Here is a 26,138-nt window from a genome sequence, read left to right as displayed (position 1 = left end):
TGAAGCCTATCCGTCTTCTCGTTCTTGGCACCGGCGGCATGGCCAATACCCATGCGATGAACTTTGCCACGATGAGTGGCGTCGAACTCGTCGCTGCCGTCGATGTCGATCAGGTCCGGGTGCAAGCCTTTGCCTTGCGTCATGCGATCGCCAAGACATTTACTTCGCTTGATGAGGCGGTTGCCTGGGGCGAATTCGATGCGGTCACCAACGTGACGCCGGACAAGATCCACTATCCGACAACGCTCAAGCTTCTGGCTGCCGGCAAGCATGTGCTGTGCGAAAAGCCGCTGGCCGAGGACTATGCCAAGGCCGACGAGATGGCGACGGCTGCGGAAAAATCCGGTCTGGTGACGATGGTCAACCTCACCTACCGCAATGTCGCCGAGGTGCAGAAAGCCCGGCAGATGGTTCTCGCCGGCGAGATCGGCAGGGTCCGGCATATCGAGGCATCCTACCTGCAGAGCTGGCTGGTGTCCAAGGCCTGGGGCGACTGGGCAACGGAATCGCAATGGCTCTGGCGGTTGTCGACCAAGCATGGCTCGAATGGCGTGCTCGGCGATGTCGGCATCCATATCCTCGACTTCGCCGGTTTTGGCGCGGCAACCGATGTGGAGCACATCTTCGCCCGGCTGAAAACCTTCGACAAGGCGCCCGGCAACAGGATCGGCGAATACGATCTCGATGCCAATGACAGCTTCACCATGACGGCCGAATTTGCCAATGGCGCCATGGGTGTCGTTCATGCCAGCCGCTGGGCCGTCGGCCATCTCAATGAGCTGCGTCTGCGCATGCACGGCGACAAGGGCGCCATCGAGGTGATCCACACGCCCGATGGTTCAACGCTCAAGGCCTGCCTGGGCGACGACGTCGAAAAGGGTATCTGGAAGGACATCGATGCGGGAACCGTGTTGACCAACTACGAACGCTTCATCGGCGCGGTCCGGGCCGGCAAGACAGTCGAGCCGGGCTTCCGCCATGCTGCCGATCTGCAGAAGGTTCTCGATCTGGCCATGGTCACCGAGAAGGAACGCCGCGAACTTAAGGTTTAAGACCTTTTTGCCGCCGCCGTTGAATTGCGGATGACCAGTTCCACCGGCCAGACCTCACGCAGGTTTTCGGCCGGTGTTCCCTGCAGCATCTCCAGTACCATTTCGCCGATCCGCGCACCTGCCGCGCGGATCGATGACCGCGTCGTCGACAGTGTCGGCGAGAGATGGTCTGGGCTGATATACGGAAAGACGTCGTCATGGGCGATCAGCGAGATATCCTCGCCGACGGTCAGACCGGCAATGCGGATCGCCCGCATGGCACCCAGCGCCGACATCATCGAGCCGGCGATCACGGCGGTTGGCCGGTTCTCAAGCTTCAGAAAACCCTGCATCAGACGGAAGCCCATCTCGTCTGTAAATTCGCCATGCCCGCACAGTGCCGGATCGATCGTAACCCCACGGTCGCTCAGCGCCGTCTGATAGCCGTCCTGCCGGTGTTCGGCAAAAATCCGGCCGCGATAACCGTTGAGCAAGGCGATGCGGCGATGGCCGAGATCGAGCAGGTGGCTGGTCGATTGCCGGACTGCGCCGAAATTGTCGATGTCCAGCCAACCGAAATTGCCGTCTGAATTGGTGCGGCCATGCACGATGAAGGGCAGCCGCAGCGAGTTGAGCAGTGCAATGCGGGGATCGTCGATAAACGGCGAATGCAGGATAACGGCATCGACGCGCTTGCTGGCGGCAAGGCGCCTGTAGGTGGCAAGCTCGGCCTCGGGCGAATCCACCGTCGAAACGAGAATGTCGATCTCTTCCTGCTGCAAGCGCCCGCCAAGCCCACCCATGAACTCGCTGGTATGTGGCCCGAACTCGCCGCCGCCCTTCAGCACGATGCCGATGGCGCCGACCCTTCCAGTGGCAAGTCCCAGCGCGCTGGTGTTTGGCCGGTAGCCATATTCGAGCGCTGCCTTCAGCACCCGCTCACGGGTTGCCTGCTTCACCTCGGGATAACCGCTCAAGGCGCGACTGACCGTCGTCTGCGACAGTTCGAGCCGGTTTGCGAACTCCTTGAGGTTCATGGGGAATTTCCTGTTGTCTGTCGTCTCAGTGTAGGCGGCTTTACGGTTGCGTCAAAGGAACTATGCCGGGCACGCCCTCGCGAATCCGGCGGGAGAAATCCGGTGCAATGGCTGAGGCCTGCGCCCGCGCACTGATGGCGCCGCCGCTCTGCAACTGCTCCAGCGTAAAGCCGGGTGTGAAGCCGTTCACGCCGATGATATAGGAGGGCAGGTAACCTGAAAGGATCAGCCGGTAATCCAGTGGCAGAGCGCCGGAGACGATATGGTTGATCATGGCGAAAACGATCGTCGTGCAGTTGGCCGTGACCGTATTATAATATTGCGGTATCTCGTTGAGACCGTTGGCCGTATCGACATAGGACAGGAAAAGCGAGCGCATCGCCGGTTTTGGAATGTTGAGGCGGTAGAGATAGACGTTTTCCTTGCGGATATTGGTGCGTAGCCCGACGATATCGCGTTCGTCGGCGGCAATGACGCTCATCTCGAATTCCTTGAAGAACCCGCCGATCTCCGAAAAGCTCTCATTGCGCTCCTTGCGTATTTCCACCGAAAACGTGACGAACTGGCCATCCTCGAAACCGAAGGACACCAGCGTATGGGCAATCGCCGGGCTTGACCAATAGGAGAGCAGCAGGTCGACAGAGGCGAGTTTGTTGAGGTCGTAGGTGCGGTTTTCCCAGCGCACCGTGTAGTTAGTTGCTGACCGCCAGTCGAAATTGCGGACATTGGCAAGTGTGACTTCCGGGCCGTTGACGACGCCGGAGACAATATGTGCGACCTCGTCTGCCCAATCCCGATTGTTGCTCGCCGGTACGGCGTTCCACCAGAACAAAAGACCGGCGATCATCAACGGATAGAGCAGAGCCGCAACACGGGAGTGCCAGCGGACATAGGCATAGAGCGCGACAAGCGAGAGGATGGCCCAGAGTGCCGCGAGCAATATCTTGACGGCGGCTGGGCCGGGCGCCTGGTAGAATAGCGCCATGGCTCCCCAGAACGCAAAGCCCAGAATGGCAAGCGTCGAAATCACCCTTATGATGATGCCAAGGACATGAAAGCGGCGACGTTCAACAGGCTCGCTCATCGTTCAGCGACCATCATGGAAGCTTGGGTTGCAAGCTCTTGGCGCGGTTCCATGCCCATGCAGTCCTCCTTGGTTTCACCTGCCTGCAATGCCAGATTTCCGGGCAGGAAGACATTCGATTTTTCGGTTTCCGGCATTTTTTCAAAGAGAAAACTCTTTATGCTCATCAGGTTTTACAGGTCCGCACCCTAAGCTGGACGATCAAGTAAGCCGTTATACCATCATTGTTTTTCGGTTGTTGAAATTTGCAGAAGCCGCATTGTTATTTGTCATATGATTGACTAGCATCCCGTTCTTGACCAACCGGACAAAAAATTGGCTGACGCCAACAGACGTATCAGGCAGGACGGGATTTTTTCAATGCATGCGGTTTTCGACGGCCACAATGATGTGTTGCTGAGACTGTGGAGCAATGCCAAAAAAGGCGCTGACCCGGTCATCGAGTTTTCTGAGGGAACAACGGAAGGTCATATCGATGGCCCCCGTGCCAGGAAGGGCGGTCTCATCGGAGGACTGTCGGCGATCTACATCCCATCCGACCATCTCGTCCTGAAGACGCCCGACGAGAACGGCCATTACGCGACAGAACTGTCCGAGCCGTTGGAGCGGCAGCCATCTCTGGATGTGGCGCTGGAATTTGCCGCCATCGCCCTTCGGCTCGATCGTGCCGGTGCCTGGAAGCTTTGCCGTTCCACTGCCGACATTCGTGCTGCGATGGACGCCGGCATCTTTGCCTCGGTGCTGCACATGGAGGGCTGCGAGGCGATCGGCGCTGATCTGACCGCGCTTGAAACATTCTACGCCGCCGGATTGCGTTCGCTTGGCCCCGTCTGGAGCCGTAACAACGTTTTTGCCCACGGCGTGCCGTTTGCCTTCCCGATGGGCCCGGACACCGGGCCGGGCTTGACCGAAGCCGGTTTCGATCTGGTGCGCGCCTGCAATCGTCTCGGCATTCTCATCGATCTCGCTCATATTACCGAAAAGGGTTTTTGGGACGTGGCGAAGACCAGCGACCAACCGCTGATCGCCAGTCATTCGAACGCACATTCCCTCACCACCGTTGCCCGCAACCTGACGGACCGCCAGCTGGACGCCATCCGCGACAGCAAGGGGCTGGCCGGACTGAACTACGCAACAACGATGCTGCGGCCTGACGGTCTGGAAAATGCCGATACACAGTTGTCCGATATGGTCCGTCATGTCGATTATATGGTCGAACGCATGGGTATCGATTGCGTCGCGCTTGGTTCCGATTTCGACGGCGCAACCATTCCGGAAGGCATAACCGACGTGGCTGGCAACCAGAACCTGATTGCTGCCCTGCGGGACGCCGGATATGGTGACGCCGAACTGACAAAAATATGCCGGGAAAACTGGCTGAGGGTTTTGGGACAGGCCTGGCACGAAGCCGCCTGAACCGAAAATAGAAGGCCCATCGCGGGTTAAAAAAGGGAACAGAGAGATGATGCATTCACTGAACAGGCATGTCCGTATGTTGACGGCTGGCGCCGCCATGTCGCTGATTTTGATGGCGGGTGCGCCCGCATTCGCCGAAACGCCGGCCGACACACTGGTCGAAGGCTGGGCGATCGACGACATCATCACCATGGATCCGGGCGAAGCCTTCGAGCTTTCGACCGCCGAAGTCACCGCCAATACCTATAGCTATCTCGTCCGCCTCGATATCAATGACACCTCCAAGGTCGTCGGCGATCTCGCCGAAAGCTGGACCGTTTCCGATGATGGCCTGACCTACACGTTCAAGCTGAAGCCCGACACGAAATTTGCCTCTGGCAACCCCGTGACGGCCGAAGATGTGGCTTATTCCATTGAGCGCGTCGTCAAGCTCGACAAGAGCCCGGCCTTCATTCTCACGCAGTTTGGTCTGACCGGCGACAACGTCACGGAAAAGGCCAAGGCTACGGATGCCGGTACGTTCACGTTCACCGTCGACAAGGCCTATGCGCCGAGCTTCGTGCTGAACTGCCTGACCGCAACCGTCGGTGCCGTCGTTGACAAGAAGCTGGTGCTGGAACACGTGGCTGCCGTGACGCCGTCGGCCGAATACAAGTACGACAACGATTTCGGCAATGAATGGCTCAAGACCGGTTATGCCGGCTCGGGCGCCTTCAAGCTGCGCGAATGGCGCGCCAACGAAGTCGTCGTCATGGAGCGCAACGACAATTATTACGGCGAAAAGACACCGCTCGCCCGCGTTATCTACCGTCACATGAAGGAAAGCTCCGGTCAGCGCCTGGCGCTGGAAGCCGGTGACATCGACGTGGCGCGCAATCTCGAGCCGGGCGATTTCGACGCCGTTTCGAAGAACGCCGAGCTTGCCACCACCAATGCCCCGAAAGGCACGGTCTATTACTTCAGCCTCAACCAGAAGAACGCCAATCTGGCCAAGCCCGAAGTGGCCGAAGCCTTCAAGTATCTGGTCGACTACGATGCCATCGGCTCGACCCTGATCAAGGGTATCGGCGAAATCCATCAGACCTTCCTGCCAAAGGGCGTTCTCGGCGAACTGCCGGAAAATCCCTACAAGCTCGACGTTGCCAAGGCCAAGGAACTGCTGGCCAAGGCCGGCCTTGCCGATGGTTTTACGGTGACCATGGACGTGCGCAACACCCAGCCGATCACGGGTATTGCTGAATCGATCCAGCAGACGCTGGCCCAGGCCAACATCAAGATGGAAATCGTTCCCGGCGATGGTAAGCAGACGCTGACCAAGTACCGCAACCGCACGCATGACATCTATATCGGCCAGTGGGGCCAGGATTACTTCGATCCGAACTCGAACGCCGAAACATTCACCGTCAACCCGGACAATTCCGACGAAGGCAAGAACAAGACGCTCGCCTGGCGCAACACCTGGGACGTTCCGAAGGAATGGACGGAAGAAAGCAAGGCTGCACTGCTCGAGAAGGATGCAACCAAGCGCGCCGACATGTACAAGGACCTGCAGAAGAAGGTGCTTGAAAAGAGCCCGTTCGTGGTCATCTTCCAGCAGACGGAAGTTGCAGGCACCCGCGCCAACGTGAAGGGTTTCAAGCTCGGTCCGAGCTTCGATACCAACTACGTCTTCACGGTCTCCAAGGATTGAGCCGGAGATAGCCGGTGAGCATTCCCGAAACAGTACCAACGGCCGGGCGCTCACGCGCCCGTGCCAACGGCTGGGCAAAGAGCATCCTGCGCTTCCTGGTCATCATCGTCACGACCTATCTCGGTCTTCTGGCCGTGACATTCTTCATTGGCCGCGTCATCCCGATCGACCCTGTGCTCGCCGTTCTCGGCGACCGGGCGCCGGCGCATGTCGTCGAGCGAACCCGCGAGCTGATGGGCTTCAACAAGCCGCTCTATGAACAGTTCTATATCTATGTGCGTGATGCGCTGACCGGCAATTTCGGCACCTCGGTGCTAACAACCAATCCAGTCATGGCCGATATCCGCCGCGTCTTCCCCGCCACGCTGGAGCTTGCAACGCTCGGCACCATTATCGGTAGCCTGATCGGCGTTCCGCTCGGCGTGCTCGCCGCCGTCAAGCGCGGCTCGATCGCCGACCAGATCGTCCGCGTCGTCGGGCTTGTCGGTTATTCCGTGCCGATCTTCTGGCTGGCTCTGCTGTCGCTGTTGTTCTTCTATGCCAAGCTGCGCTGGGTCGCCTATCCGGGCCGCATCGATATCGTCTACGAATACAGTTTCACCCCGATCACCGGCCTTTATCTGTTGGATTCGCTTTGGCAGGGGCAGTGGGATGTTTTTCGCGACGTTTTCCGCCATATCATTCTTCCGGCGAGCCTGCTCGGCTATTTCTCTTTGGCTTATATCAGCCGCATGACGCGCAGCTTCATGCTCAACGAGCTTGGCCAGGAATACATCGTTGCGGCGCGCGCCAAGGGTCTGTCCGAAACCCGCATCATCTGGGGGCATGCCTTGCGCAACGCTGCGGTGCCGCTGGTGACCGTGATTGCGCTCTCCTATGCCGGTCTTCTCGAAGGCTCGGTGCTGACGGAGACGGTGTTTGCGTGGCCGGGGCTTGGGCTCTACATCACCAATTCGCTGCAGAACGCCGACATGAACGCGGTTCTGGGCGGCACCATCGTTATCGGTTCCGTCTTCATCGCCATCAATATCCTGTCCGATCTTCTCTACCGGACACTTGACCCGAGGACGCGCGCGCGATGAGCCAGTCCACCCTTCAAACCACTCCCATGACCCGCCGCCAGTGGCTGATGACCGACAGGCCGCAATCGCGCCTCCAGGCGCGTCTTGGCCGCGCCTACATGACCTGGCAGCGGTTTTCCGCCAACAAGCTGGCCGTTGCCGGCCTCTGCATCATCCTGCTGCTGATCCTGATTGCGATCTTTGCCGATGTCTTGGCACCGCATTCGCCTGTCATCGGCAATCTCGGTGGTGCGCGGCTGTTGCCACCGGGCAGCCCGGGCTATCTGCTCGGCACCGACGATCAGGGCCGGGACATTCTTTCGCGCCTGCTGCACGGATCGCGGCTGACGCTGCTGGTCATCGTTCTTGTGGCGATCATCGCAGCTCCGATCGGCCTTCTGGTCGGCGCCATCTCCGGCTATGCCGGCGGCTGGGTCGATGCGGTGCTGATGCGGATTACCGACATTTTTCTCGCCTTTCCGAAGCTGGTGCTGGCGCTCGCCTTCGTCGCCGCCATGGGGCCGGGCATCCAGAACGCCATCATCGCCATCGCCATCACCTCCTGGCCGCCCTATGCGCGTATCGCCCGTGCCGAAACGCTGAGCGTACGCAATTCCGATTATATTGCTGCCGTGCGGCTTATGGGGGCTTCGCCTTTCCGCATCGTGCTGCGGCATATCATGCCGATGTGCACGTCGTCGCTGATCGTGCGTGTGACGCTGGATATGGCAGGGATTATTCTGACGGCCGCCGGTCTCGGCTTTCTCGGCCTCGGTGCACAACCGCCGCTGCCGGAATGGGGTGCAATGATTGCGTCCGGCCGCCGCTTCATTCTTGATCAATGGTGGGTTGCCACCATGCCCGGCATTGCCATCCTGATCGTCAGCCTCGGCTTCAACTTGCTTGGCGACGGCCTGCGCGATGCGCTCGATCCACGGGAGAGCGGCCAATGAGCACCATGCTGACGGTCGATGACCTGCGGGTCTCGTTTCCCACACGGTCCGGCCTGATCGAAGCGGTGCGTGGCGTCTCCTTCACGCTTGGCCGCGAACGGCTCGGCATTGTCGGCGAAAGCGGTTCTGGAAAATCGCAGACGGGCAGGGCGATCATGGGCCTGACGCCGGCACATGCGAAGATTGCGGCGAAGACGTTGAATTTCGACGGCATCGACCTTTTGACGGCTCCGGCCAAGGTCAGGCGAAACCTGCGCGGCAGCCGTATTGCGATGATCCTGCAGGACCCGAAATATTCGCTCAACCCGGTGATGAGCATCGGCCGCCAGATCGTCGAGACCCTGCGCACGCATGAAAAAGTCAGCAAGCGTGAGGCGCGCGACCGTGCCATTGCCATGCTCGAGGCGGTGCAGATCCGCGATGCCGGCCGTGTCTTCGATCTTCATCCGCACGAGGTCTCCGGCGGCATGGGGCAGCGGGCGATGATTGCCATGATGCTGATCGCCGGCCCCGAACTGCTGGTTGCCGATGAGCCGACATCGGCGCTCGATGTCACGGTGCAACTCGAGGTGCTCGGCATTCTCGACAAGCTCGTTGCCGATCGCGGCATGGGCCTGATCTTCATCTCGCATGACCTGCGGCTGGTCTCGTCCTTCTGTGACCGTGTCATCGTCATGTATGCCGGCAAGATCGTCGAGGAACTGGCAGCGTCCGATCTCGGCAATGCCAAACATCCCTATACCCAAGGCCTGCTCAACTGCATGCCGACGCTCGGCACCAACCGGCATCCGCTGCCCGTGCTCGACCGCCAGCCGGAGTGGGCGCTATGACCGCAATTGTCTCTGCTGAAAATCTCACCGTCGCCTATGACGATTTCCTGGCGCTGGATAATGTCAGCATCGATGTCGCGCCGGGCGAATCCTTCGGTCTTGTCGGTGAGTCCGGATCTGGAAAATCAACGCTTTTACGCGCCATAGCCGGCCTCTCGCCCGTCAGCCGGGGCCGGATCGTGCTTGATGGCAAGCCTCTGGATGTCAAACTCCGCGACAAGGCGTTCTATCGCCAGGTGCAGATGGTGTTTCAGGATCCCTATGGCTCGCTGCATCCGCGCCAGACCGTCGACCGGCTGCTGCAGGAGCCGCTCGCCGTTCATGGTGTGCAGGATGCCGAACGGCGCATTCTGCGGGCACTCGACGAAGTCGGCCTCGGCTCATCCTTCCGCTTCCGCTATTCGCACCAGCTCTCCGGCGGCCAGCGCCAGCGCATCGCTATTGCAAGGGCGTTGATCATCGAGCCGCAGATCATGCTGCTCGATGAGCCGACGTCGGCGCTTGATGCCTCGGTTCAGGCCGAAGTCCTCAACCTCCTGGAACAGGTCCGGCGCGACCGCAAGCTCACCTATATCATGGTCAGCCACGACCTCGGCGTCGTCACGCATATGTGCGAACGGCTGGCGGTGATGAAGAACGGCAAGGTCGTCGAGCGGCTATCATCCGCCGATCTGGTCGCGGGCCGTCTCAAGGAGGATTATACCAAGAACCTGATGGTGGCGAGCAAGGGGTTCGTGCGGGATGCGGCCTTGGCGCCGTAGCGCCGCCAAGGCCAATGGCGCTGCTTAGCCCCACTTCATTTCGCCCTTTGCAACTTTGGCGCCTAACTCCAGCGACGAGGTGTCAGCAAGGTTCGGGTAGAGCTTTGTCATGGCCGTGATCAGTGCTGCGCTGTCCTTTGCTCTGGCTGCTTCTCTATCGAAGGCAATGAGATAGTCGCGCGTGAACGTGATCGCATCAACGCCCTGCGCCGCGCCTTCGATCTGGTGGCCGGGAATGACGATCTTCGGTTTGCGCGCGATCAGGTCATCAAGAGCCTTGATCCAGGCGGCGCGTTTCTCAAGTGTACCCTCGTCGGCAACCCATACATGAATGCCGGAATAAACGAGAACGCCACCGAAGACCGCTTCGAGGGACGGAACCCAGAGATAGCGGCGGTCGTGCATTGTCGGAATTTCAACGATCGCGATCGTATTGCCTTCGAGATCGAGCGATGCCGCATCCGACGCTTCCGGGATCACCACGTCTGCCAGTGTCTGCGGGCCGTTGTCCTTGAGCTGCGGCCCCCAGACGCCCAGCTTGGCTTCAACGTTGGCCTTGATCGCCTCGACAGTGACCGGTTTTGCAATGACTTTTGCATCCGGAAACGCATCGGCAATTGGACGCAGGCCGAAATAGTAATCGGGGTCGTTGCAGCTCACGTAAATCGTTGTCAGGCGCTTGCCGGTGGCTTTGATGGCATCAGCGACGGCTTTGCCATCGGAAAGAGTAAAGCCGCCGTCGATGAGGATCGCATCTTTTTCACCGGTCAAAAGTACCGGCGTGCGGCGAAAGCCGGCTTCACTCGCCTGAAAGAACGTCCAGGCAAGAGGGCTGCCAGCGGCGCGCGCGAAGTTTAGCTGCAGGGTGGCCGCTAGGCCAGCGGTGGCAGCAAGTTTGAAGGTTTCGCGGCGCGTGATCATCGTGTGTCTCCTGACGTGGAAGTGCTGAATTCCTTATCTCAAATCTTGTATGTGCAATAAATATCGGTCAATCGTACAGACTGTATGATCAGATGAGACAAACATGAGCGATCTTCTTAATCTCAACCGGTTGGTCTTTTTTACGTCTGTCGTTGAGGCTGGCTCTTTTACGGCCGCTGCTGACCGTCTCGGAGTTGCCAAGGCGGTCGTCAGTCACCAGATCGCCCGGCTGGAAGAGGAACTCGGTGTAACGCTGTTGATGCGCACGACGCGCCGCGTTCATGCGACGGAAGACGGCAATGTATTCTACGATCGCTGCGTCCTCATTTTGCGGCAGGCGGAATCCGCCTATGGCGAAATATCGCTCCGCAACGCAGAACCCTCTGGAACGCTGACACTGACGGCTCCGCTCGACTATGGGGCCGCAGTCGTGGCGCCCGCGATCGCTGCCTATATGTCGGTTCATAGGCAGATGCGCGTCGATGTGGTCTTCGACGACACCGTCAGCGACATGATTGCCGACCGGATCGATCTGGCCATCCGGGTTGGCTGGCTGGTAGATTCCAGTCATCAGGCACGCCGGCTGGCCACGTTTGAGCAGATTGTCGTCGCAGCGCCATCGGTTGCCGCCCTTGTTCCCGCAGGGGCTGTTCCGGCCACATCGGCCGATCTGCCATGGATCGCAAATGGAGCCCTGAAGAACCCGCTCCGCTGGACATTTGCCAGCGACGCGGGAGAAACGGTTACCGTCGAAACAAGACCGGTGATGACCACGGATAAGACGCCGACGGCTTACGCCTGCATGCTGGCAGGCGTCGGGGTTTCCATCTTTCCCGATTACCTGGTCGATGCCGACATCCGGTCTGGAAAGATCGTTAGGCTTTTCCCCGAATGGAGCCTGCCGCAAGGCGGGATTTATGCGGTGTTGCCACCCGCCCGGTTTCGTCCGGCCAAGGTCAGGACGTTCCTCGACCTGCTGGTTTCGGCCGAGCGCAAGCGGAAGCGGCAAATTGCTATCCCTCCGGGGACGTGACCCGACAGAATCGCAAACCAGACGGGTCGTGAACACCGGTTGCTTCCCGCTGCAATGGCAAAAAATTGGTGCCCGGCTGGATGAGAATCAACGACCCCTGCCTTCGGAGGGCCCCACTCCATCCAACTGAATTACGGGTGCATCCGGCGCCTATTCCGGTCCGACAAGCGGCGGCATGATGCGCGCAGTCGGACCGCGCCTTGCGCCGTTCATTAGAAAAGAGCAAAATACGAAGACTGGGGGCATTCACCGTGGAGGGGTGCATCATGAACGATATGAGCCTCATGAATCTGCAAGCCGGAAAGACGACCGTAAGCGCGGCGGCCATTGAGGCTTTCGTGTGGCAGCAGCGCGGAGATGTGCTGGATGCCGGCGACGCATCCTATGACGAAGTGCGTGCCGTCTGGAATGGCATGATCGACCGAAAGCCGGCGTTGATCGTGCGATGTGCCGGTGCTGCCGACGTTCTTAGAGCCGTGCGCTTTGCCCGCGACAACCGGTTGCTTGTCGCGGTGCGTGGCGGTGGCCACAACATTGCCGGCAATGCAGTCTGTGACAGTGGCCTGATGATCGACCTGTCGCCGATGACCTCCGTGCGTGTCGATGCTGCGTCAATGCGTGTCTGGGTTGAGCCTGGAGCAACGCTGGCTGATGTCGATAGCGAAACCCAGTCCTTCGGACTTGCGGTGCCGACCGGGATCAATTCCACGACGGGCATTGCCGGACTGACGCTGGGTGGTGGTTTCGGCTGGATCACGCGCAAGTTCGGCCTGACCATCGACAGTCTCGTCTCCGCCGATGTGGTGACTGCGGACGGCAATCTGGTGCGTGCAAGTGCGACGGAAAACAGCGATCTGTTCTGGGCGCTACGGGGCGGTGGCGGCAATTTCGGTATCGTCACGACGTTCGAATTCAAGCTCCACCAACTTGGCCCGCAGGTGACGGCCGGGCTCGTCGTCCATCCATTCGCCGATGCGAAAACCGTGCTTGAACAATACCGGCAAGCGCTTGAAACGGCGCCGGACGAACTGACCTGCTGGGCTGTGATGCGGCAGGCACCACCGCTGCCATTTCTGCCGCAGGAGTGGCACGGCAAGGAGGTGCTGGTTCTCGCCATGTGTTACTGCGGCGACGCGGCCGCGGCCGAAGCGGCCACCGCCCCGCTGCGCTCAATCGGCAAGCCGATCGCCGACGTTGTCGGCCCCAGTCCATTTGTCGGCTGGCAGCAGGCATTCGATCCGCTACTGACACCGGGTGCACGTAATTACTGGAAGAGTCATGATTTCATAGAGCTTTCCGATGCGGCGATCGCAATTCTGCTCGATGCCGTCCGCAAGCTGCCGGGGCCGGAATGTGAGATCTTCATTGCCCATGTCGGCGGCGCTGCCGGCCGGATCGCAACTGATGCCACCGCATTTCCGCAGCGGAATTCACATTTCGTCATGAATGTGCACGCCCGCTGGCGCGAACCGGCGATGGACGCGGCCTGCATCGGCTGGGCGCGCCAACTCTTCGCCGCCGCAAAACCCTACTCTGTCGGAACCGCCTATATCAATTTCATGCCCGAAGACGAGGGCGACCGCGTCGCAGCCGCCTATGGCGGCAACTATCAGCGGCTCGGCGAGATCAAACGGCGATATGATCCCGACAATCTGTTCCGCATGAACCAGAATGTAAAACCGGGAGAATAGCCTGCTTAGGCCCGTTGAGGAATTTAGCCGCTAAACGGCAAATGGTGCACCCGACTGGATTCGAACCAGTGACCCCTGCCTTCGGAGGGCAGTACTCTATCCAGCTGAGCTACGGGTGCATCCGCGACGGCAAGGCGTCGAAGCAGGCTGTGCCCGGTTCATAGCCCAGGAAAGACGGCGCATCAATGGCCAATGCGCATCGCCCGCCGAATTTTGCGAAGATGCGTCCGGTATCGATCCGCCCCGTCCTTGCGTGCGTAAAGAGCCTTGTATCTGCAGCGATACGCAGGGACGACGGACGGCAAGGAAGACGGAATGGATTCTCTGGGCAGGGCCTACAAGGCAACCATTATCGGTGCCAGCGGCGGTATTGGCGGTGCGCTTGCAGATACGCTGGAAACGGATCCGAATTGTGCCGTGCTCGTGCGGCTATCACGCAAGGAGACCGGTTTCGATCTTGGCGACGAAGTGACGATCCAGCGCGCAGCGGCAGCCATCAGAGATGCGCACGGCGATATGGATCTGGTGTTCGATGCCACGGGCGCGCTGGAGATCGACGGTATCGGTCCGGAGAAAAGCCTTAGGGCGATTGACCCTGCGGTGATGGCACGGCAGTTCGCGGTCAACGCGATCGGGCCGGCGCTGATCCTCAAGCATTTTACGGCGCTGATGCCGCGTGGCCGTCGCGCCATTCTTGCAACGCTGTCTGCACGCGTCGGTTCGATCGGCGACAACAGGCTTGGCGGATGGATATCCTACAGGGCTGCCAAGGCAGCACTCAATCAGATCGTCAAAACGGCTTCGATCGAGATCGCCCGGACCCATCCGCAGGCAATTGTCGTCGCTCTTCATCCGGGCACCGTTGCAACGTCGCTCACCGTGCCCTTCCGGCATGGCGAGGCCACGCCGCCGGAAGAAGCAGCAAGACAATTGATCTGCGTCCTCGATAGCCTGCAGGTTCCCTCGACCGGCGGATTTTTTGCCTATGATGGTCAGGCCATAGAATGGTGAAGGTTCGGCATCTGGTTTTCATTCTTGGCGATCAGCTTTCTTCAGCCATCAGTAGTCTTGACGGTACCGATCCGGAACTCGACGTCGTGCTGATGTGCGAGGTGATGGAAGAGGCGACCTATGTGCGCCATCACCCGAAAAAGATTGCCTTCATCTTCTCGGCAATGCGCCATTTTGCCGATGAGCTGCGTCAGCGCGGATTCACTGTTGACTATTCCATGCTGGATGCACCGGATAACGCCGGTTCCTTCAGCGGTGAACTTGAGCGTGCGATCAAGCGTTTCGACCCGGAGGCGGTACGGATTACCGAGCCGGGGGAATGGCGGGTTCTTCAGATGATGGAGGCCTGGGCGGAGACGTTGCACTGTCCGGTGGACATCCTGCCAGACAAGCGGTTTGTCTGTTCGCGCAGCGAATTTGCGGCGTGGGCAAAAAATCGCGCGCAGTTGCGAATGGAGTATTTCTACCGTGACATGCGGCGCAAGACCGGCCTGTTGATGCGAGGAGATGAGCCCGAAGGTGGGCGCTGGAATTTCGATGCGGAGAACCGCAAGCCTGCATCGCCGGACCTGTTTGCGCTCAAGCGGCAGGGCGTGGCACCGGATGCCGTCACTCAAGAGGTGCTTGATCTCGTCGGCCGCCGCTTCAAGGCGCATTTTGGTTCGCTGGAAAATTTCGATTTCGCGGTGACTGCGGCCGGCGCGCAAGTCCTGCTGGACAGTTTTGTCGCCGATCAGCTGCCGACCTTCGGTGAACAGCAGGATGCGATGCTGTCATCCGATCCATTCCTCAGCCATTCGCTGTTGTCCTTCTATATCAATGCCGGATTGCTTGATCCGCTCGATGTCTGCAGGCGCGTCGAGGTCGCCTATCTTGCCGGCGATGTTCCGCTCAATTCGGCCGAAGGGTTCATTCGCCAGATCATCGGATGGCGCGAATATATTCGTGGCGTCTACTGGTTGAAGATGCCGGACTATCGCGCGGTCAATTTTCTCGAGGCCGACCGGCCGTTGCCGGACTTCTACTGGACGGGCGAGACGGACATCAATTGTGTGCGCACCGTCGTGTCAGAGACCCGCGATCATGCCTATGCCCATCATATCCAGCGGCTGATGATCACCGGAAATTTCGCACTTCTTGCCGGCATCCGCCCGCAGGCCGTGCATGAATGGTATCTCGAAGTTTATGCCGATGCCTACGAATGGGTTGAGCTACCCAACGTCATTGGTATGAGCCAGTTTGCCGATGGTGGGTTTCTGGGCTCCAAGCCCTATGCCGCAGGCGGCAATTACATTCATCGGATGTCGGATTATTGCGGCACCTGCCGTTACGATGTGAAAAAGAAAACCGGCGAAAGCGCATGTCCGTTCAATGCGCTCTATTGGGATTTTCTCGATCGCAACGCGGAAAAGCTGAAGCGCAACCAGCGGCTGGGCCCTGTCTATGCCACCTGGGGCAAGATGACCGAGGCACAAAGGGGCGATTACCGGCAAAGTGCTGCCGCGTTTCTGGCAAAGCTGGATGGTGCTGTCCGCACGTATTGAGCGGCTGGTGTTCGGGGAGGAGGATGTCCTCCCCGAAACGGGACGGTTTGGCGTTACGCCGTCTGCATGGCGCCGGGGCCGGGGACGGCCTTGGGCGGGACTTTGCCGAGGATGATCATGCCCAGCACTTCGTCCTTGGTGACGTCTTCGGTGCGGGCATGGCCGACCACCTGGCCGTTCTTCATCACCGAGACGCGGTCGGCGAGGTCGAAGACGTCGTGGATGTCATGGCTGATCAGGAAGATGCCGATGCCTTCGCGCTTCAGCTGCTTGATCAGTTCGCCGACCTGCGCCGTTTCCTGTGGGCCGAGCGCTGCCGTCGGCTCGTCCATGATCAGGATGCGGGCGTCGAACAGGATGGCACGGGCGATGGCCACCGACTGGCGCTGACCGCCCGAAAGCGCTTTCACCGGCTCCTTGAAGCGGCGGAAGTTTGGGTTGAGCCGCCCCATGACTTCGCGGGCCTTGGCTTCCATCGCCACGTCGTCGAGCGTGCCCCAGGGGGTGCGCAGCTCGCGGCCGAGATAGAGGTTGGCGGCGGCATCGACATTGTCGGCGACGGCGAGCGTCTGGTAGATCGTCTCGATGCCGTAACCCTTGGCGTCGCGCGGGTTGTTGATCTGCACCGGTTCGCCATTGATCAGGATTTCGCCGGCATCGCGCTTGTAGGCGCCGGACAGGATCTTGATCAGCGTCGATTTGCCGGCGCCGTTATGGCCAAGCAGAGCCACGACTTCGCCCGGATAGAGATCGATCGAGGCATTGTCGACAGCGTGGATGCCGCCGAAGGAGATGGAAATGTTCTTCATTTCCACCAGCGGAGTGCGTTGTTCCGTCATTGTCGTACTCCTCTTACTTGGCTCGGCCGCGATAAACGGTATCCAGCCAGACGGCCATGACCAGCACGATGCCGATGACGATGCTTTGCAGCGGCGTGTCGATGCGCAACAGCACCATGCCGGACTGCAGCGACTGCATGACGATCGCGCCGAGGACTGCACCTGAGATCGTGCCCATGCCGCCGGCAAGCGAGGTGCCGCCGATGACTGCAGCAGCGATCGTGTACAGTTCGTCGAGCGTGCCCTGCGCGTTTGTGGCGGCGTTCAGGCGCGCCGTCGAGATGGCTGCGGCGATGGCGCAGAGTGCCCCCATCAGCGCGAAGATGCGCACCGTCACCCAGCGGGTCTTGATGCCGGCGAGTTCGGCTGCTTCCGGGTTGCCACCGATCGCAAAGACGTAGCGGCCGAAGCGGGTACGGGTGGTGAGGAAGCTCATGGCGATGGCGATGCCGACGGCCATCAGCACCGGGATGGCGATGCCGAGCGGGATCTGTAGTCCGCCTTCGGGCCAAGGGATATTGTTGGCCTCGGCATATTTCTTGGCGAGGTTGACCGGCATATAATAGCTGTTGAGCACCCAGACGGCGATCATCACCGTGACGCAGCCAACCAGCGAGAGGAAATATTCAGCCCACATCGGCCGCAGCGGAAAGCCGAAGCGCTTGCGCTGCTTGCGCGAGTTGATGATCGAGGCGACGATGATCAGGCAGGCAATAATGCCGACAACCCAGCTCGCCGTGGCGCCGATCGATCCCTCAGCGCCGCCGCCCATGAGACGGAATGTCGTATCCATCGGGGCGACGGTTGCGCCGCTGATGACCAGGAAGGCCGCAGCCCGCCAGATCAACAGGCCGCCGAGTGTGACGATGAAGGCAGGAACATTGAGAAAGGCGATGATGACGCCCTGAAATGCGCCGATGGCGGTTCCAAGCACAATACCGACCGTCAGGGCGATGATCCAGGTGGCCGGATTGTCGAAGCCGATCAAAGGCGGCAGGATTTTCGCCTGCGTGATCGCCATGATCATGCCGACGAAGCCGAGGATCGAGCCGACCGAAAGGTCGATGTTGCGGGTGACGATGACGAGCACCATGCCCGTTGCCATGACCGAGACCGAGGCAGCCTGGACCGTGAGGTTCCACAGGTTGCGTGGCGTCAGGAAAAGCCCGCCGGTAAAATATTGAAAGCCGAGCCAGATACACAGCAGGGCTGCGATCATCCCGAGAAGCCGGGTATCGATCTCGGTCGCCTGCAGGAAACGCTGCAAGGCGGTTCCCTGTGTCTGGCGCACGCTGCTGGAAGGCGTGGCAATGGTGGTGTTTGCCATTTCCGGATTACTCCCCCTTTATTCTTGTCTTTACAGCGCCGCGCGTCATGAATGACGCGCAAAGGTCGCTGTAACGCTTTAAATTGCTGCATAATTTTCCTTAAATCGATCCCGATTTAAGGAATTATGCAGTAAAGTACCGCACATCGGAGAAGCGCCGCAACGTGGTCGCTGCGGCGCTCGGACGGGACTTTATCTGCCCATGTTCAGGATCGGATCAGTTGCAGACTGCAACGGTTCCGGCCTTCACGCCCTGGCAGGTTTCTTCCTTGGAAATCCAGCCGGCATCGATGACGACGTTCAGATTGTCCTTGGTGATCGGCTGCGGTGCGATGAAGAACGACTGCATTTCGACGCCCTTCGGGCCGCCGGCAAACTTGACCGTGCCGGGGATCGCATCCATGGCAGTGCCGCTGGCAAGCGCTACGGCGATTTCGCCGGCCTTCTTACCGAGTTCGCGGCTATCTTTCCAGACGGATACGGTCTGTGTGCCAAGCGCAACGCGGTTCAAGGCAGCCTTGTCGCCGTCCTGGCCCGAGACCGGAACCGAGCCTGCGAGGCCCTGGGCTTCGAGGGCTGCGACAACGCCGCCGGCCATGCCGTCGTTCGAGGAGACGACGCCGTCAACCTTGTTGTCGTTGGCGGTCAGGAACTGCTCCATGTTCTTCTGGGCAACTTCCGGCTTCCAGCCGTCGGTGTAGGCTTCGCCGACATTCTTGATCTTGCCTGCGTCCATGGCAGCTTTGAGCACTTCCAGCTGGCCGGAGAACAGGAAGTCCGCATTCGGGTCCGTCGATGCGCCCTTGATGAAGACGTAGTTGCCTTCCGGCTTGACCTTGAACACTTCGGCAGCCTGCATGCGGCCGACTTCCTTGTTGTCGAAGGTGATGTAGTAAGCGGCCGGATTCTCGATCAGACGGTCGTAACCGACGACCGGAATACCTTCAGCGGCGGCCTTCTCGATGGCCGGGCCGATTGCTTCCGAATCCTGCGCCAGAACGATGATGGCGTTGGCGCCCTGCGCGATCAGCGATTCGATGTCGGTCAACTGCTTTGCAGCGGATGCCTGGGCGTCAGCGGAGATGTACTTGTCGCCGGATGCTTCGAGTGCTGCCTTGATGGCGGCTTCGTCGGTCTTCCAGCGCTCTTCCTGGAAGTTCGACCAGGAAACGCCGACGACCAGATCCTTGGCCATGGCTGCAGTGTGCAGAGATACGATGATGGCAGCGCCTGCCATCAGTGTCAAAACTGATTTCATGAAGTCCTCCCAAGTGACCGCTGGCCGTCCGCGCGAACCTCCCGCACGGCCCCCGGCCAGCAAATTTGCCTGTCGCCAACTCCGAAAGAGTTTTTTCTCGACAGTCGAGAAAATAGATGTCAGAGTTTTTCGGGGCTGTCAACAATGCTTTGGGCAAGGTCGTTTGACATCGGGCAGATGCTTTGGGAGGAGCATGTGTTTGTGGAATTCGTGAATCACAGGGATGCGCAATGCTGAGCAAATCGAGCACCGAACTGGTGCGTCAGCAAAACAGCGCACTCGTGCTTGCGACCTTGCGGCGCCTTGGGCCGCTCTCTCATACCGACATATCCGAACATACCGGGTTGGCGTCTGCGACGGTTTCGGCGATTACCGCCGAACTGGAACGGGCAGGGGTGATCGAGAAGGCGGAACAGCAGGCGCCTTCAGGACGCGGACGGCCGCGCGTGCTGTTTGCGCAGCGCCGCGACAGCGGCTTTCTGATCGCCGTGCGGATTTCCTCGGATGTGGTGCAATATTCGCTGGTCGATTATTCCGGCCGGCTGATCGACCGTTTCGAGGAGCCGCGCAATCACAAGGTTGTGGGCACGCAGCTGTTTGCCGAAGGCTTCCTCGATGCGCTTTCCCGCCTCATTCACCGCTCGCAGCTCGACAAGGCGCAGATCTTGGCTATCTCCATCTCCAGCAAGGGCACCGTCGATGCCGATGGCAAGCGGCTGTTGTGGTCGCCGGTGTTTGGTGGAGAACAGATCGACTTCGTATCGCTGCTGCAGCCGGAATGGCGTGCCAAGGTCACGCTGAATAACGAGACGCTGCTGGTGGCGCAGGCCCTGGGGATGAAGGCGGATGCAAGCGAGGCCGGTTCTTTCCGCGGACTTGCCGCCTTGTCGCTTGGCCACAGCATCGGGCTTGGTGTTGCCCGCAAGGACCGGTTCGGCGAGTTGGAGGTGACGGCTCCCAATTTCGGCCACATGCTGCATGCGGCCAATGGTTGCCTCTGCCGTTGCGGCTCCTTCGGCTGCATCGAGGCTTCGGCGGGGTTCTATGGAATTTTGCGCACGGCGTTTGAAGTGCCGCCCGATACGATCCCCGCCAAGTTCGTGCCGCTGGCCGAAATGGACAAGATCGCCGCAAGTGCACGCCAGGGAAACCGCATGGCGGGTTATGCCTTCAGGCAAGCCGGTATTGCGCTCGGAAATGGCCTGTCCCGGCTACTCAGTCTTTACGATCGAATGCCGATCTTTATCACCGGACCCGGAACGCGTTACTTCGATCTTTTGCAGCGTGGCATCGATGAGGGGTTGGAGCAATCACATGAGGTGCGTCTGCAGGGTAAGCCGGAGATTTCGGTGATCTTCGATGAGCAGCGTCTAGTGTTTGACGGTCACCTAGATCGCGCCTTGACCGACATGGACCATGACATCGCCGCCTTTAGGCCACTTCCATCCGGTGGAAGCGACGGCTGAAAAGGTGCGTAATCTCTAAGGTCGCCCATCTTCGATTCGAATGTAAAATCCGGCATCGACTGAGACAATGCCGGGCACTGAGTCTGGCTTTCGCTGCCAGGTTTTGCGATATCGTGCTCAACCGAACCGGCTATCCGTCATCGTAATCTTTGTTGCAAGGTGCCCCATGCAGAGTGTTGAAAATGCCGAAACTGTACTGCCGGTCCAGAGGCAGCTCGAAGCCTACAATGCGCGCGATATTGACGGCTTCATGACGTGGTGGGCGGATGATTGCCAATATTATGCTTTCCCCTCCACGCTCTTGGCGAATGGTGCTGCGGAAATTCGCGAGCGGCACATCGAGCGCTTCAAGGAACCGGCCCTTCACGGAACCCTGCTGACACGGATCGCCGTCGGCAACGTCGTCGTTGATAGCGAGACGGTTCAGCGCAATTTTCCGGACGGACCGGGCGAAGTCGACGTGATCTGCATCTATGAAGTTGAAGGTGGTAAGATTGCCAAGGCGTGGTTCAAGCTCGGCGAGCGGCGGCTGCACAATGCGGCCTCGTAAAGCGGTCCGTTGGGCGAGAGCCGTGCGTTGGCAAAGTAACCTGCACAAATAAAGGCGCCCGCGATAGTCTACCGCGAGCGCCCTCAATATCGCTCCTTGAGCGGTTAAGCGTCAGACGCGGATCTGACGCTTTTCAGTGACCGACTTCACGGCGGCATCGGCCAGGGCCAGTGCTGCAAGGCCATCGGCGCCTGAAGGGGTGATCGTCGTGCCCTTTTCGATCGCGGAAATGAAGCCGGCGATTTCGTTGGCATAGGCTTCGGTGTAGCGGGTCATGAAGAAATCATGCAGCGGCGGGCGGGTATAGCCGTCGCCATTGGCGATCTCGATTGAGACGGCGCGCTGATTCTCGGCGGAGACGACGCCCTTCGAGCCGTGCACTTCGATGCGCTGGTCGTAGCCATAGGTGGCGCGGCGGGAGTTGGAGATGATCGCCTGCTTGCCGGATGCGGTTTCCAGAATGACCGAGACGCTGTCATAGTCGCCAGCCTTGCCGATTTCCGGATCGACGAGAACAGCCGCATGAGCCGTGACGGCGACCGGCTCTTCGCCGAGCAGGAAGCGGGCCATGTCGAAATCATGGATGGTCATGTCGCGGAAGATGCCGCCGGAACGCTTGATGTAGTCGACTGGTGGCGCGCCCGGATCGCGCGAAATGATCGTGACCATTTCGACATCGCCGATCTTGCCGTCGTCGATCGCCTTGCGGACCGCCATGAAATGCGGATCGAAGCGGCGGTTGAAGCCGACCATCAGCTTGCCCTTGGTTTCTTCGACGACCTTCATGCATTCGCGTACGCGGCCGACGTCGAGATCGATCGGCTTTTCGCAGAAGATAGCCTTGCCGGCGCGGGCGAAACGCTCGATCAGGTCGGCATGGGTGTCCGTCGGTGTGCAGATGACAACGGCATCGATATCCGCTGCCTTCTCGATCTCTTCGATCGTGCGGACCGCGCAGCCATACTGCTTGGCGATCGTGTTGGCTGCCTCGGGGAAGGCATCGGCAACGGCCACGAGGATGGCATCGGGGTTGGCGCTGACTGCTTTTGCGTGGACCTTGCCGATACGGCCGGCACCAAGAAGACCAAATCTGACGGTCATGTTCATCTCTTTTTGACGAGCGGCAAAGCGCCGCGAAGGGACGGGGTGATGACGCTCACTCCGGACAGGCGTTGCGGAAGACAGGTCCGCGCAGATGCACTCAAGATTGGTTTCAGGCGTCTGCCGGTCGCGCGTTGCGGGCAGGCGCAATCTCTCTCCCTGTTTCTGCCTTATGCCGATCAGCGTGCCGTCTATCTCCTCCGGCACATTCGAAAATCGGAATAAAAACGTAACAACTTTAATTTTCAGAATATTTATTCCATTTGAGGCGGTGCCGTCAAGCTGTTAAAGGCTGCGGCCCCTTGCGGCAAATGTCCTTTTGGACATAAAGCTGTGGCCTTTGATGCGAGGCCCTCTATGGCCGGGCAAATCCCCAAGGACAGTTTGCATGATAAAGCTCATCGATCCGGATCATCCGTTCTACAGGCCGCTTTGGGTTCGGCTTCTGATCGTGGCGCTGTGTTCTGCGTGGACTGCCGTTGAATTCTGGAATGGCGCAGAGACCTGGGGGATGATCTTCCTTGCTGTGTCCGCCTATACGGCCTGCGTCTTGATCATCTTCTTCAAGCCGAAGGCCGAGGTAGCCGAGGAGGCAAAGACCGACGACCCGGCTTAATCTGCCGGAAAGATATGATTGTCACCGCCGCTGCAACAGGCGCACCCGCCGTTGTGCTTCGTCGATCAGCATGTTGGCGATCTTCATCCGGGTGGTGGCGTTGGTGCGAAATTCCGGGTGATGCAGGTCCGGATGGTTATCGGCCGCAAAGCGCCTGCGCTTGTCAGCCAGCCCCTGTGACGTCTCGGTGTCCGTCAACCCGAGGTCGGCGGCGATCTGCTCGGGGCGGATGCGGGCGAGGTGCTCCGGCATGACAGGTTTGGGTATAGGTTTGGCGGGCGCCAGCATCTCGTCGCTGGCCGTGTCGAAATAGGCGCGCTGAACCGCGCCGCTGTCAGCAATACCGGATGCCGCAAGATTGCCGACGAAGCCGCCGTTGAGGCCACGGATATTTGCATGGGCCGACTGCTCGTCCTCAGCAGCGCCTTCCTCGTCTTCTTCCGCCTTCAGCCGCTCCAGAACCGACTGGAACACCGACATTCCGAACATGTGTTTCGCCCCGTTTCGCGGGCTTTAGAGCATGGCAAGGTTTTGCGGGCCTGATCAGGCGGTGCTCTGCTTCAGGATCAGATCGTAGAGCAGCTTGGCGCTCGGCGGCAGGGCTCGGCCGCGTGCGGTGATCAGGCTGTAAGGCCGGATCTTGATGTCGAAGTCGGTTGGAAGAACGCGGATTTCGCCCGCCTGGCTGCCGCTTCCGGCAATTAATGTGGCCACGTCGCGGGCAACGGGCGCGACGGCGTTGGTGTGGCGGACGATGGAAACCGTGAGGATCGTCGACGAGGTGTTGATGATGGTAGCGGGCAGGGGCGTACCGGCCGACAGGAAGCTGTCCTCGACCGCGCGCCGCAGCAGCGTTCCGGATGGCTGGAAGACCCAGTCATAGCCGGGCAGGTCGGCTGAGCTGACGATGTCCTTGTCGAGCAGCGGATGGCCTGCCCGGACGATCAGGCAGACATCTTCCTCTCCAAGCTCGATCAGATTGAACTGCCGCGGATCCATGTCGTCGGGTATCCGGCCGATGACGAAGTCGTGACGCGCTGCCAGCAGTTCGCGCACCAGCACGTTGCTGTTTTCGATCTGGATGTTGATTTCGATGCCGGGATAGGCGGTCGAAACCTGCCTTATAGCGGGAACGGCAAGATTGAGAGCCGGGCCTGTGACGGAACCGAGTGAAACCGAGCCGCCGCTTCCTGTCTTCAGTTCGTTGATCTCGCGCGTCGTCTCCCGCAGTTCCAGGAAAATGGTGCGGGCGCGCCGTGCCAGTGCCCGGCCATATTGCGTCAACTCGACGCCACGGGCGACGCGGGCGCAGAGTGGGGCCTTTAGAATGGTCTCGATCTCACCCAGCATACGTGACGCGGCTGGCTGTGAAATACTCAGAGAATCGGCTGCCGCACTGATCTGACCATGCTCTTCGATGGCCAAAATCAGCTGAAGATGACTCATTTTTAAGCCTAAGCGAAAAATTCCGCGCTCCGAATAATCCACAGCTGTGGATGGGACCGGCAAAGAATCGTCCATATTTAACCCACCTTCCGAGAAAAATACCTTCGCATCTGCGAAAAATCACACTGTTACGGCTTACTATACCGATATTGTTATAATTATACACCTATATTGTATTTGACAGTTATGATGTTTGATTCCAGTTTGCAACCATGTGCGCCAACGTGCTCGGGAGCGTGTAAGGCCTGGGAGGGCTTTCTTTCACCCCTTAAACCTCCGCCAAGAGATTTTCTGATCTCTTGGCTACGCGACGCGCTGCACATATCGAGGCCGGCTGATCGCCGCTTGGATCAACACTCAGGGAGAGATACATGAGATTAGTTACTTCGCTTCTCGCCGCCGCAGCGCTCAGCGTGGCGTCGTTCGTCGTTCCGGCTATTGCCCAGGACAAGGGCACTGTCGGTATCTCGATGCCGACCAAGACCTCGACCCGCTGGATTTCCGACGGCGAGACCATGGAAAAGCTGTTTAAGGAAGCCGGCTACACGGCGGACCTGCAGTTTGCTGACGACGACATTCCGAACCAGCTTGCCCAGATCGAGAACATGGTCACCAAGGGTGCCAAGGTTCTGATCATCGGCGCCATCGACGGCACGACGCTCTCCGACATCCTGGCAAAGGCTCACGAGGCTGGCGTCAAGGTCATCGCTTACGACCGTCTGATCCGCGATTCCGGCAATGTCGACTACTACGCAACGTTCGACAACTTCCAGGTCGGCGTTCTGCAGGCAACGACGCTCGTACAGGGCCTCAAGCTCGACGGCGCGACCGAGCCGAAGAATGTTGAACTGTTCGGCGGTTCGCCGGACGATAACAACGCCTTCTTCTTCTACGATGGCGCAATGTCGGTTCTGCAGCCGCTGATCGACGCCAAGAAGATCGTCGTCAAATCCGGCCAGACAGGCATGGAAAAGGTCGGCACGCTGCGTTGGGACGGTGCTGTTGCACAGGCCCGCATGGAAAACCTGCTTTCCTCGACCTACACCGATGCCAAGGTTGACGGCGTTCTGTCGCCTTACGATGGTCTCTCCATCGGCATCATCTCGGCTCTGAAGGGTGTTGGCTACGGTTCCGGCGACATGCCGATGCCGATCGTTACCGGCCAGGATGCCGAGCTGCCGTCGGTCAAGTCGATCCTCGCTGGCGAACAGTATTCCTCGATCTTCAAGGATACCCGCGAGCTTGCCAAGGTTGCCGTCTCGATGACGGACGCCATCATTGGCGGCAAGGAGCCGGAAATCAACGACACCAAGACCTACGACAACGGCGTCAAGGTTATCCCGTCCTACCTCCTGAAGCCGGTCGCTGTTGATAAGTCGAACGTCAAGGAAGTGCTGGTCGGCGCCGGTTACTACACGGAAGACCAGATCAACAACTGATCCCGTCTTTTCCATCCGGGGCCCGCGATCACT

The 26,138-nt window shown here is 59.6% G+C and carries 25 protein-coding genes and 1 tRNA gene; 15 read left to right on the top strand and 11 right to left on the bottom strand.

Features of this window, described 5'->3' with window-relative positions; translation table 11 throughout:
- Positions 1 to 8 precede the first annotated feature (8 nt).
- Positions 9 to 1,052 carry a Gfo/Idh/MocA family protein gene (locus ACQY8Q_RS06280; protein WP_428429684.1) on the top strand — a complete coding sequence of 348 codons (1,044 nt, stop codon included), beginning with the start codon at positions 9 to 11 and terminating at the stop codon, positions 1,050 to 1,052.
- Here ACQY8Q_RS06280 and ACQY8Q_RS06275 read toward each other — a convergent pair.
- Genes ACQY8Q_RS06275 through ACQY8Q_RS06265 form a run of 3 tightly spaced genes read right to left on the bottom strand, consistent with a single transcriptional unit; the run spans position 1,049 to position 3,319 of the window.
- Positions 1,049 to 2,068, bottom strand: a complete 1,020-nt coding sequence (locus tag ACQY8Q_RS06275) for a substrate-binding domain-containing protein (protein WP_428425803.1) — start codon at positions 2,066 to 2,068, stop codon at positions 1,049 to 1,051. The genes ACQY8Q_RS06280 and ACQY8Q_RS06275 overlap by 4 nt on opposite strands.
- A 40-nt stretch (positions 2,069 to 2,108) precedes the next feature.
- On the bottom strand, positions 2,109 to 3,152 hold the full coding sequence (locus ACQY8Q_RS06270) for a DUF4105 domain-containing protein (RefSeq protein ID WP_428425801.1): 1,044 nt from the start codon (positions 3,150 to 3,152) through the stop codon (positions 2,109 to 2,111).
- Entirely contained in the window at positions 3,149 to 3,319 is a 171-nt protein-coding gene (locus tag ACQY8Q_RS06265; protein WP_428425799.1) for a hypothetical protein, read from the bottom strand. Before ACQY8Q_RS06265 ends, ACQY8Q_RS06270 begins: the two co-directional genes overlap by 4 nt.
- Before the next feature lie 193 nt (positions 3,320 to 3,512).
- On the opposite strand from ACQY8Q_RS06265, the gene ACQY8Q_RS06260 reads away from it, so the two are divergent.
- Genes ACQY8Q_RS06260 through ACQY8Q_RS06235 form a run of 6 tightly spaced genes read left to right on the top strand, consistent with a single transcriptional unit; the run spans position 3,513 to position 9,863 of the window.
- A complete protein-coding gene (locus tag ACQY8Q_RS06260; RefSeq protein ID WP_428425797.1) occupies positions 3,513 to 4,568 on the top strand; it encodes a dipeptidase in 1,056 nt (351 codons plus the stop codon).
- 46 nt (positions 4,569 to 4,614) lie between these two features.
- Positions 4,615 to 6,258, top strand: a complete 1,644-nt coding sequence (locus tag ACQY8Q_RS06255; RefSeq protein WP_428425795.1) for an ABC transporter substrate-binding protein — start codon at positions 4,615 to 4,617, stop codon at positions 6,256 to 6,258.
- Between the two features lie 14 nt (positions 6,259 to 6,272).
- Positions 6,273 to 7,340: an ABC transporter permease gene (locus tag ACQY8Q_RS06250; protein ID WP_428425793.1), complete on the top strand. Its 1,068-nt coding sequence runs from the start codon at positions 6,273 to 6,275 to the stop codon at positions 7,338 to 7,340.
- Positions 7,337 to 8,272 carry an ABC transporter permease gene (locus tag ACQY8Q_RS06245; RefSeq protein WP_428425791.1) on the top strand — a complete coding sequence of 312 codons (936 nt, stop codon included), beginning with the start codon at positions 7,337 to 7,339 and terminating at the stop codon, positions 8,270 to 8,272. The genes ACQY8Q_RS06250 and ACQY8Q_RS06245 overlap by 4 nt, the downstream gene beginning before the upstream one ends.
- The gene (locus tag ACQY8Q_RS06240) at positions 8,269 to 9,102 is read left to right on the top strand and encodes an ABC transporter ATP-binding protein (protein ID WP_428425789.1); all 834 of its coding nucleotides are present in this window, start codon (positions 8,269 to 8,271) and stop codon (positions 9,100 to 9,102) included. The genes ACQY8Q_RS06245 and ACQY8Q_RS06240 overlap by 4 nt, the downstream gene beginning before the upstream one ends.
- A complete protein-coding gene (locus ACQY8Q_RS06235; protein ID WP_428425787.1) occupies positions 9,099 to 9,863 on the top strand; it encodes an ABC transporter ATP-binding protein in 765 nt (254 codons plus the stop codon). Before ACQY8Q_RS06240 ends, ACQY8Q_RS06235 begins: the two co-directional genes overlap by 4 nt.
- A gap of 24 nt (positions 9,864 to 9,887) precedes the next feature.
- Here ACQY8Q_RS06235 and ACQY8Q_RS06230 read toward each other — a convergent pair whose 3' ends face one another.
- The gene (locus ACQY8Q_RS06230) at positions 9,888 to 10,784 is read right to left on the bottom strand and encodes an MBL fold metallo-hydrolase (RefSeq protein ID WP_428425785.1); all 897 of its coding nucleotides are present in this window, start codon (positions 10,782 to 10,784) and stop codon (positions 9,888 to 9,890) included.
- Between the two features lie 103 nt (positions 10,785 to 10,887).
- Between ACQY8Q_RS06230 and ACQY8Q_RS06225 the strand changes: the two genes are divergently transcribed.
- Together ACQY8Q_RS06225 and ACQY8Q_RS06220 are read left to right on the top strand one after the other, a co-directional pair.
- Complete coding sequence (locus tag ACQY8Q_RS06225) at positions 10,888 to 11,817, top strand: LysR family transcriptional regulator (protein WP_428425783.1); 930 nt, start codon at positions 10,888 to 10,890, stop codon at positions 11,815 to 11,817.
- A gap of 266 nt (positions 11,818 to 12,083) precedes the next feature.
- Positions 12,084 to 13,508 carry an FAD-binding oxidoreductase gene (locus ACQY8Q_RS06220; protein ID WP_428425781.1) on the top strand — a complete coding sequence of 475 codons (1,425 nt, stop codon included), beginning with the start codon at positions 12,084 to 12,086 and terminating at the stop codon, positions 13,506 to 13,508.
- A 42-nt stretch (positions 13,509 to 13,550) separates the two neighbouring features.
- Here ACQY8Q_RS06220 and ACQY8Q_RS06215 read toward each other — a convergent pair.
- Positions 13,551 to 13,627, bottom strand: a tRNA-Arg gene (locus ACQY8Q_RS06215).
- Positions 13,628 to 13,823: 196 nt separating this feature from the next.
- Between ACQY8Q_RS06215 and ACQY8Q_RS06210 the strand changes: the two genes are divergently transcribed.
- Positions 13,824 to 14,519 (top strand): SDR family NAD(P)-dependent oxidoreductase, encoded by a 696-nt coding sequence (locus tag ACQY8Q_RS06210; protein ID WP_428425779.1) that lies wholly within the window; start codon positions 13,824 to 13,826, stop codon positions 14,517 to 14,519.
- Positions 14,513 to 16,063: a cryptochrome/photolyase family protein gene (locus tag ACQY8Q_RS06205; protein ID WP_428425777.1), complete on the top strand. Its 1,551-nt coding sequence runs from the start codon at positions 14,513 to 14,515 to the stop codon at positions 16,061 to 16,063. Before ACQY8Q_RS06210 ends, ACQY8Q_RS06205 begins: the two co-directional genes overlap by 7 nt.
- Before the next feature lie 53 nt (positions 16,064 to 16,116).
- Here the strand turns inward: ACQY8Q_RS06205 and ACQY8Q_RS06200 are convergent, their stop codons facing one another.
- The 3 genes from ACQY8Q_RS06200 to xylF form a co-directional block, all read right to left on the bottom strand.
- Positions 16,117 to 16,902, bottom strand: coding sequence for an ATP-binding cassette domain-containing protein (locus ACQY8Q_RS06200; protein ID WP_428425775.1), 786 nt, complete (start codon positions 16,900 to 16,902; stop codon positions 16,117 to 16,119).
- 13 nt (positions 16,903 to 16,915) lie between these two features.
- Positions 16,916 to 18,229, bottom strand: coding sequence for a sugar ABC transporter permease (locus ACQY8Q_RS06195; protein WP_428425772.1), 1,314 nt, complete (start codon positions 18,227 to 18,229; stop codon positions 16,916 to 16,918).
- A 217-nt stretch (positions 18,230 to 18,446) separates the two neighbouring features.
- A complete protein-coding gene (gene xylF, locus ACQY8Q_RS06190; RefSeq protein ID WP_060505842.1) occupies positions 18,447 to 19,487 on the bottom strand; it encodes a D-xylose ABC transporter substrate-binding protein in 1,041 nt (346 codons plus the stop codon).
- Between the two features lie 230 nt (positions 19,488 to 19,717).
- On the opposite strand from xylF, the gene ACQY8Q_RS06185 reads away from it, so the two are divergent.
- Positions 19,718 to 20,953: an ROK family protein gene (locus tag ACQY8Q_RS06185; protein ID WP_428425770.1), complete on the top strand. Its 1,236-nt coding sequence runs from the start codon at positions 19,718 to 19,720 to the stop codon at positions 20,951 to 20,953.
- Positions 20,954 to 21,119: 166 nt separating this feature from the next.
- A complete protein-coding gene (locus tag ACQY8Q_RS06180) occupies positions 21,120 to 21,503 on the top strand; it encodes a nuclear transport factor 2 family protein (protein ID WP_428425768.1) in 384 nt (127 codons plus the stop codon).
- 111 nt (positions 21,504 to 21,614) lie between these two features.
- Here the strand turns inward: ACQY8Q_RS06180 and iolG are convergent, their stop codons facing one another.
- On the bottom strand, positions 21,615 to 22,604 hold the full coding sequence (iolG, locus tag ACQY8Q_RS06175) for an inositol 2-dehydrogenase (RefSeq protein WP_428425766.1): 990 nt from the start codon (positions 22,602 to 22,604) through the stop codon (positions 21,615 to 21,617).
- A 388-nt stretch (positions 22,605 to 22,992) separates the two neighbouring features.
- Between iolG and ACQY8Q_RS06170 the strand changes: the two genes are divergently transcribed.
- A complete protein-coding gene (locus ACQY8Q_RS06170) occupies positions 22,993 to 23,220 on the top strand; it encodes a hypothetical protein (RefSeq protein WP_428425764.1) in 228 nt (75 codons plus the stop codon).
- Positions 23,221 to 23,241: 21 nt separating this feature from the next.
- On the opposite strand, the gene ACQY8Q_RS06165 is transcribed toward ACQY8Q_RS06170, so the two are convergent.
- Together ACQY8Q_RS06165 and ACQY8Q_RS06160 are read right to left on the bottom strand one after the other, a co-directional pair.
- Entirely contained in the window at positions 23,242 to 23,709 is a 468-nt protein-coding gene (locus tag ACQY8Q_RS06165; RefSeq protein WP_428425762.1) for a hypothetical protein, read from the bottom strand.
- A gap of 54 nt (positions 23,710 to 23,763) precedes the next feature.
- On the bottom strand, positions 23,764 to 24,741 hold the full coding sequence (locus tag ACQY8Q_RS06160; protein WP_428425760.1) for a LysR family transcriptional regulator: 978 nt from the start codon (positions 24,739 to 24,741) through the stop codon (positions 23,764 to 23,766).
- Between the two features lie 296 nt (positions 24,742 to 25,037).
- On the opposite strand from ACQY8Q_RS06160, the gene chvE reads away from it, so the two are divergent.
- Positions 25,038 to 26,105 (top strand): multiple monosaccharide ABC transporter substrate-binding protein, encoded by a 1,068-nt coding sequence (chvE, locus tag ACQY8Q_RS06155; RefSeq protein WP_113530382.1) that lies wholly within the window; start codon positions 25,038 to 25,040, stop codon positions 26,103 to 26,105.
- Positions 26,106 to 26,138 lie beyond the last annotated feature (33 nt).

The sequence above is a fragment of the Pararhizobium sp. genome (assembly GCF_965279435.1).
Classification (GTDB): domain Bacteria; phylum Pseudomonadota; class Alphaproteobacteria; order Rhizobiales; family Rhizobiaceae; genus Pararhizobium.
Note: the sequence above shows the minus strand (reverse complement) of the source record. Positions and strands in the feature narration are given on the sequence as shown.

Bases quoted from the DNA above. Each gene is read 5' to 3' on its own strand.
- ACQY8Q_RS06275 (WP_428425803.1), bottom strand. From the start codon at position 2,068: ATGAACCTCAAGGAGTTCGCAAACCGGCTCGAACTGTCGCAGACGACG.
- ACQY8Q_RS06270 (WP_428425801.1), bottom strand. From the start codon at position 3,152: ATGAGCGAGCCTGTTGAACGTCGCCGCTTTCATGTCCTTGGCATCATC.
- ACQY8Q_RS06265 (WP_428425799.1), bottom strand. From the start codon at position 3,319: ATGAGCATAAAGAGTTTTCTCTTTGAAAAAATGCCGGAAACCGAAAAA.
- ACQY8Q_RS06260 (WP_428425797.1), top strand. From the start codon at position 3,513: ATGCATGCGGTTTTCGACGGCCACAATGATGTGTTGCTGAGACTGTGG.
- ACQY8Q_RS06255 (WP_428425795.1), top strand. From the start codon at position 4,615: ATGATGCATTCACTGAACAGGCATGTCCGTATGTTGACGGCTGGCGCC.
- ACQY8Q_RS06245 (WP_428425791.1), top strand. From the start codon at position 7,337: ATGAGCCAGTCCACCCTTCAAACCACTCCCATGACCCGCCGCCAGTGG.
- ACQY8Q_RS06240 (WP_428425789.1), top strand. From the start codon at position 8,269: ATGAGCACCATGCTGACGGTCGATGACCTGCGGGTCTCGTTTCCCACA.
- ACQY8Q_RS06235 (WP_428425787.1), top strand. From the start codon at position 9,099: ATGACCGCAATTGTCTCTGCTGAAAATCTCACCGTCGCCTATGACGAT.
- ACQY8Q_RS06230 (WP_428425785.1), bottom strand. From the start codon at position 10,784: ATGATCACGCGCCGCGAAACCTTCAAACTTGCTGCCACCGCTGGCCTA.
- ACQY8Q_RS06225 (WP_428425783.1), top strand. From the start codon at position 10,888: ATGAGCGATCTTCTTAATCTCAACCGGTTGGTCTTTTTTACGTCTGTC.
- ACQY8Q_RS06220 (WP_428425781.1), top strand. From the start codon at position 12,084: ATGAACGATATGAGCCTCATGAATCTGCAAGCCGGAAAGACGACCGTA.
- ACQY8Q_RS06210 (WP_428425779.1), top strand. From the start codon at position 13,824: ATGGATTCTCTGGGCAGGGCCTACAAGGCAACCATTATCGGTGCCAGC.
- ACQY8Q_RS06205 (WP_428425777.1), top strand. From the start codon at position 14,513: ATGGTGAAGGTTCGGCATCTGGTTTTCATTCTTGGCGATCAGCTTTCT.
- ACQY8Q_RS06200 (WP_428425775.1), bottom strand. From the start codon at position 16,902: ATGACGGAACAACGCACTCCGCTGGTGGAAATGAAGAACATTTCCATC.
- ACQY8Q_RS06195 (WP_428425772.1), bottom strand. From the start codon at position 18,229: ATGGCAAACACCACCATTGCCACGCCTTCCAGCAGCGTGCGCCAGACA.
- xylF (WP_060505842.1), bottom strand. From the start codon at position 19,487: ATGAAATCAGTTTTGACACTGATGGCAGGCGCTGCCATCATCGTATCT.
- ACQY8Q_RS06185 (WP_428425770.1), top strand. From the start codon at position 19,718: ATGCTGAGCAAATCGAGCACCGAACTGGTGCGTCAGCAAAACAGCGCA.
- ACQY8Q_RS06180 (WP_428425768.1), top strand. From the start codon at position 21,120: ATGCAGAGTGTTGAAAATGCCGAAACTGTACTGCCGGTCCAGAGGCAG.
- iolG (WP_428425766.1), bottom strand. From the start codon at position 22,604: ATGACCGTCAGATTTGGTCTTCTTGGTGCCGGCCGTATCGGCAAGGTC.
- ACQY8Q_RS06170 (WP_428425764.1), top strand. From the start codon at position 22,993: ATGATAAAGCTCATCGATCCGGATCATCCGTTCTACAGGCCGCTTTGG.
- ACQY8Q_RS06165 (WP_428425762.1), bottom strand. From the start codon at position 23,709: ATGTTCGGAATGTCGGTGTTCCAGTCGGTTCTGGAGCGGCTGAAGGCG.
- ACQY8Q_RS06160 (WP_428425760.1), bottom strand. From the start codon at position 24,741: ATGGACGATTCTTTGCCGGTCCCATCCACAGCTGTGGATTATTCGGAG.
- chvE (WP_113530382.1), top strand. From the start codon at position 25,038: ATGAGATTAGTTACTTCGCTTCTCGCCGCCGCAGCGCTCAGCGTGGCG.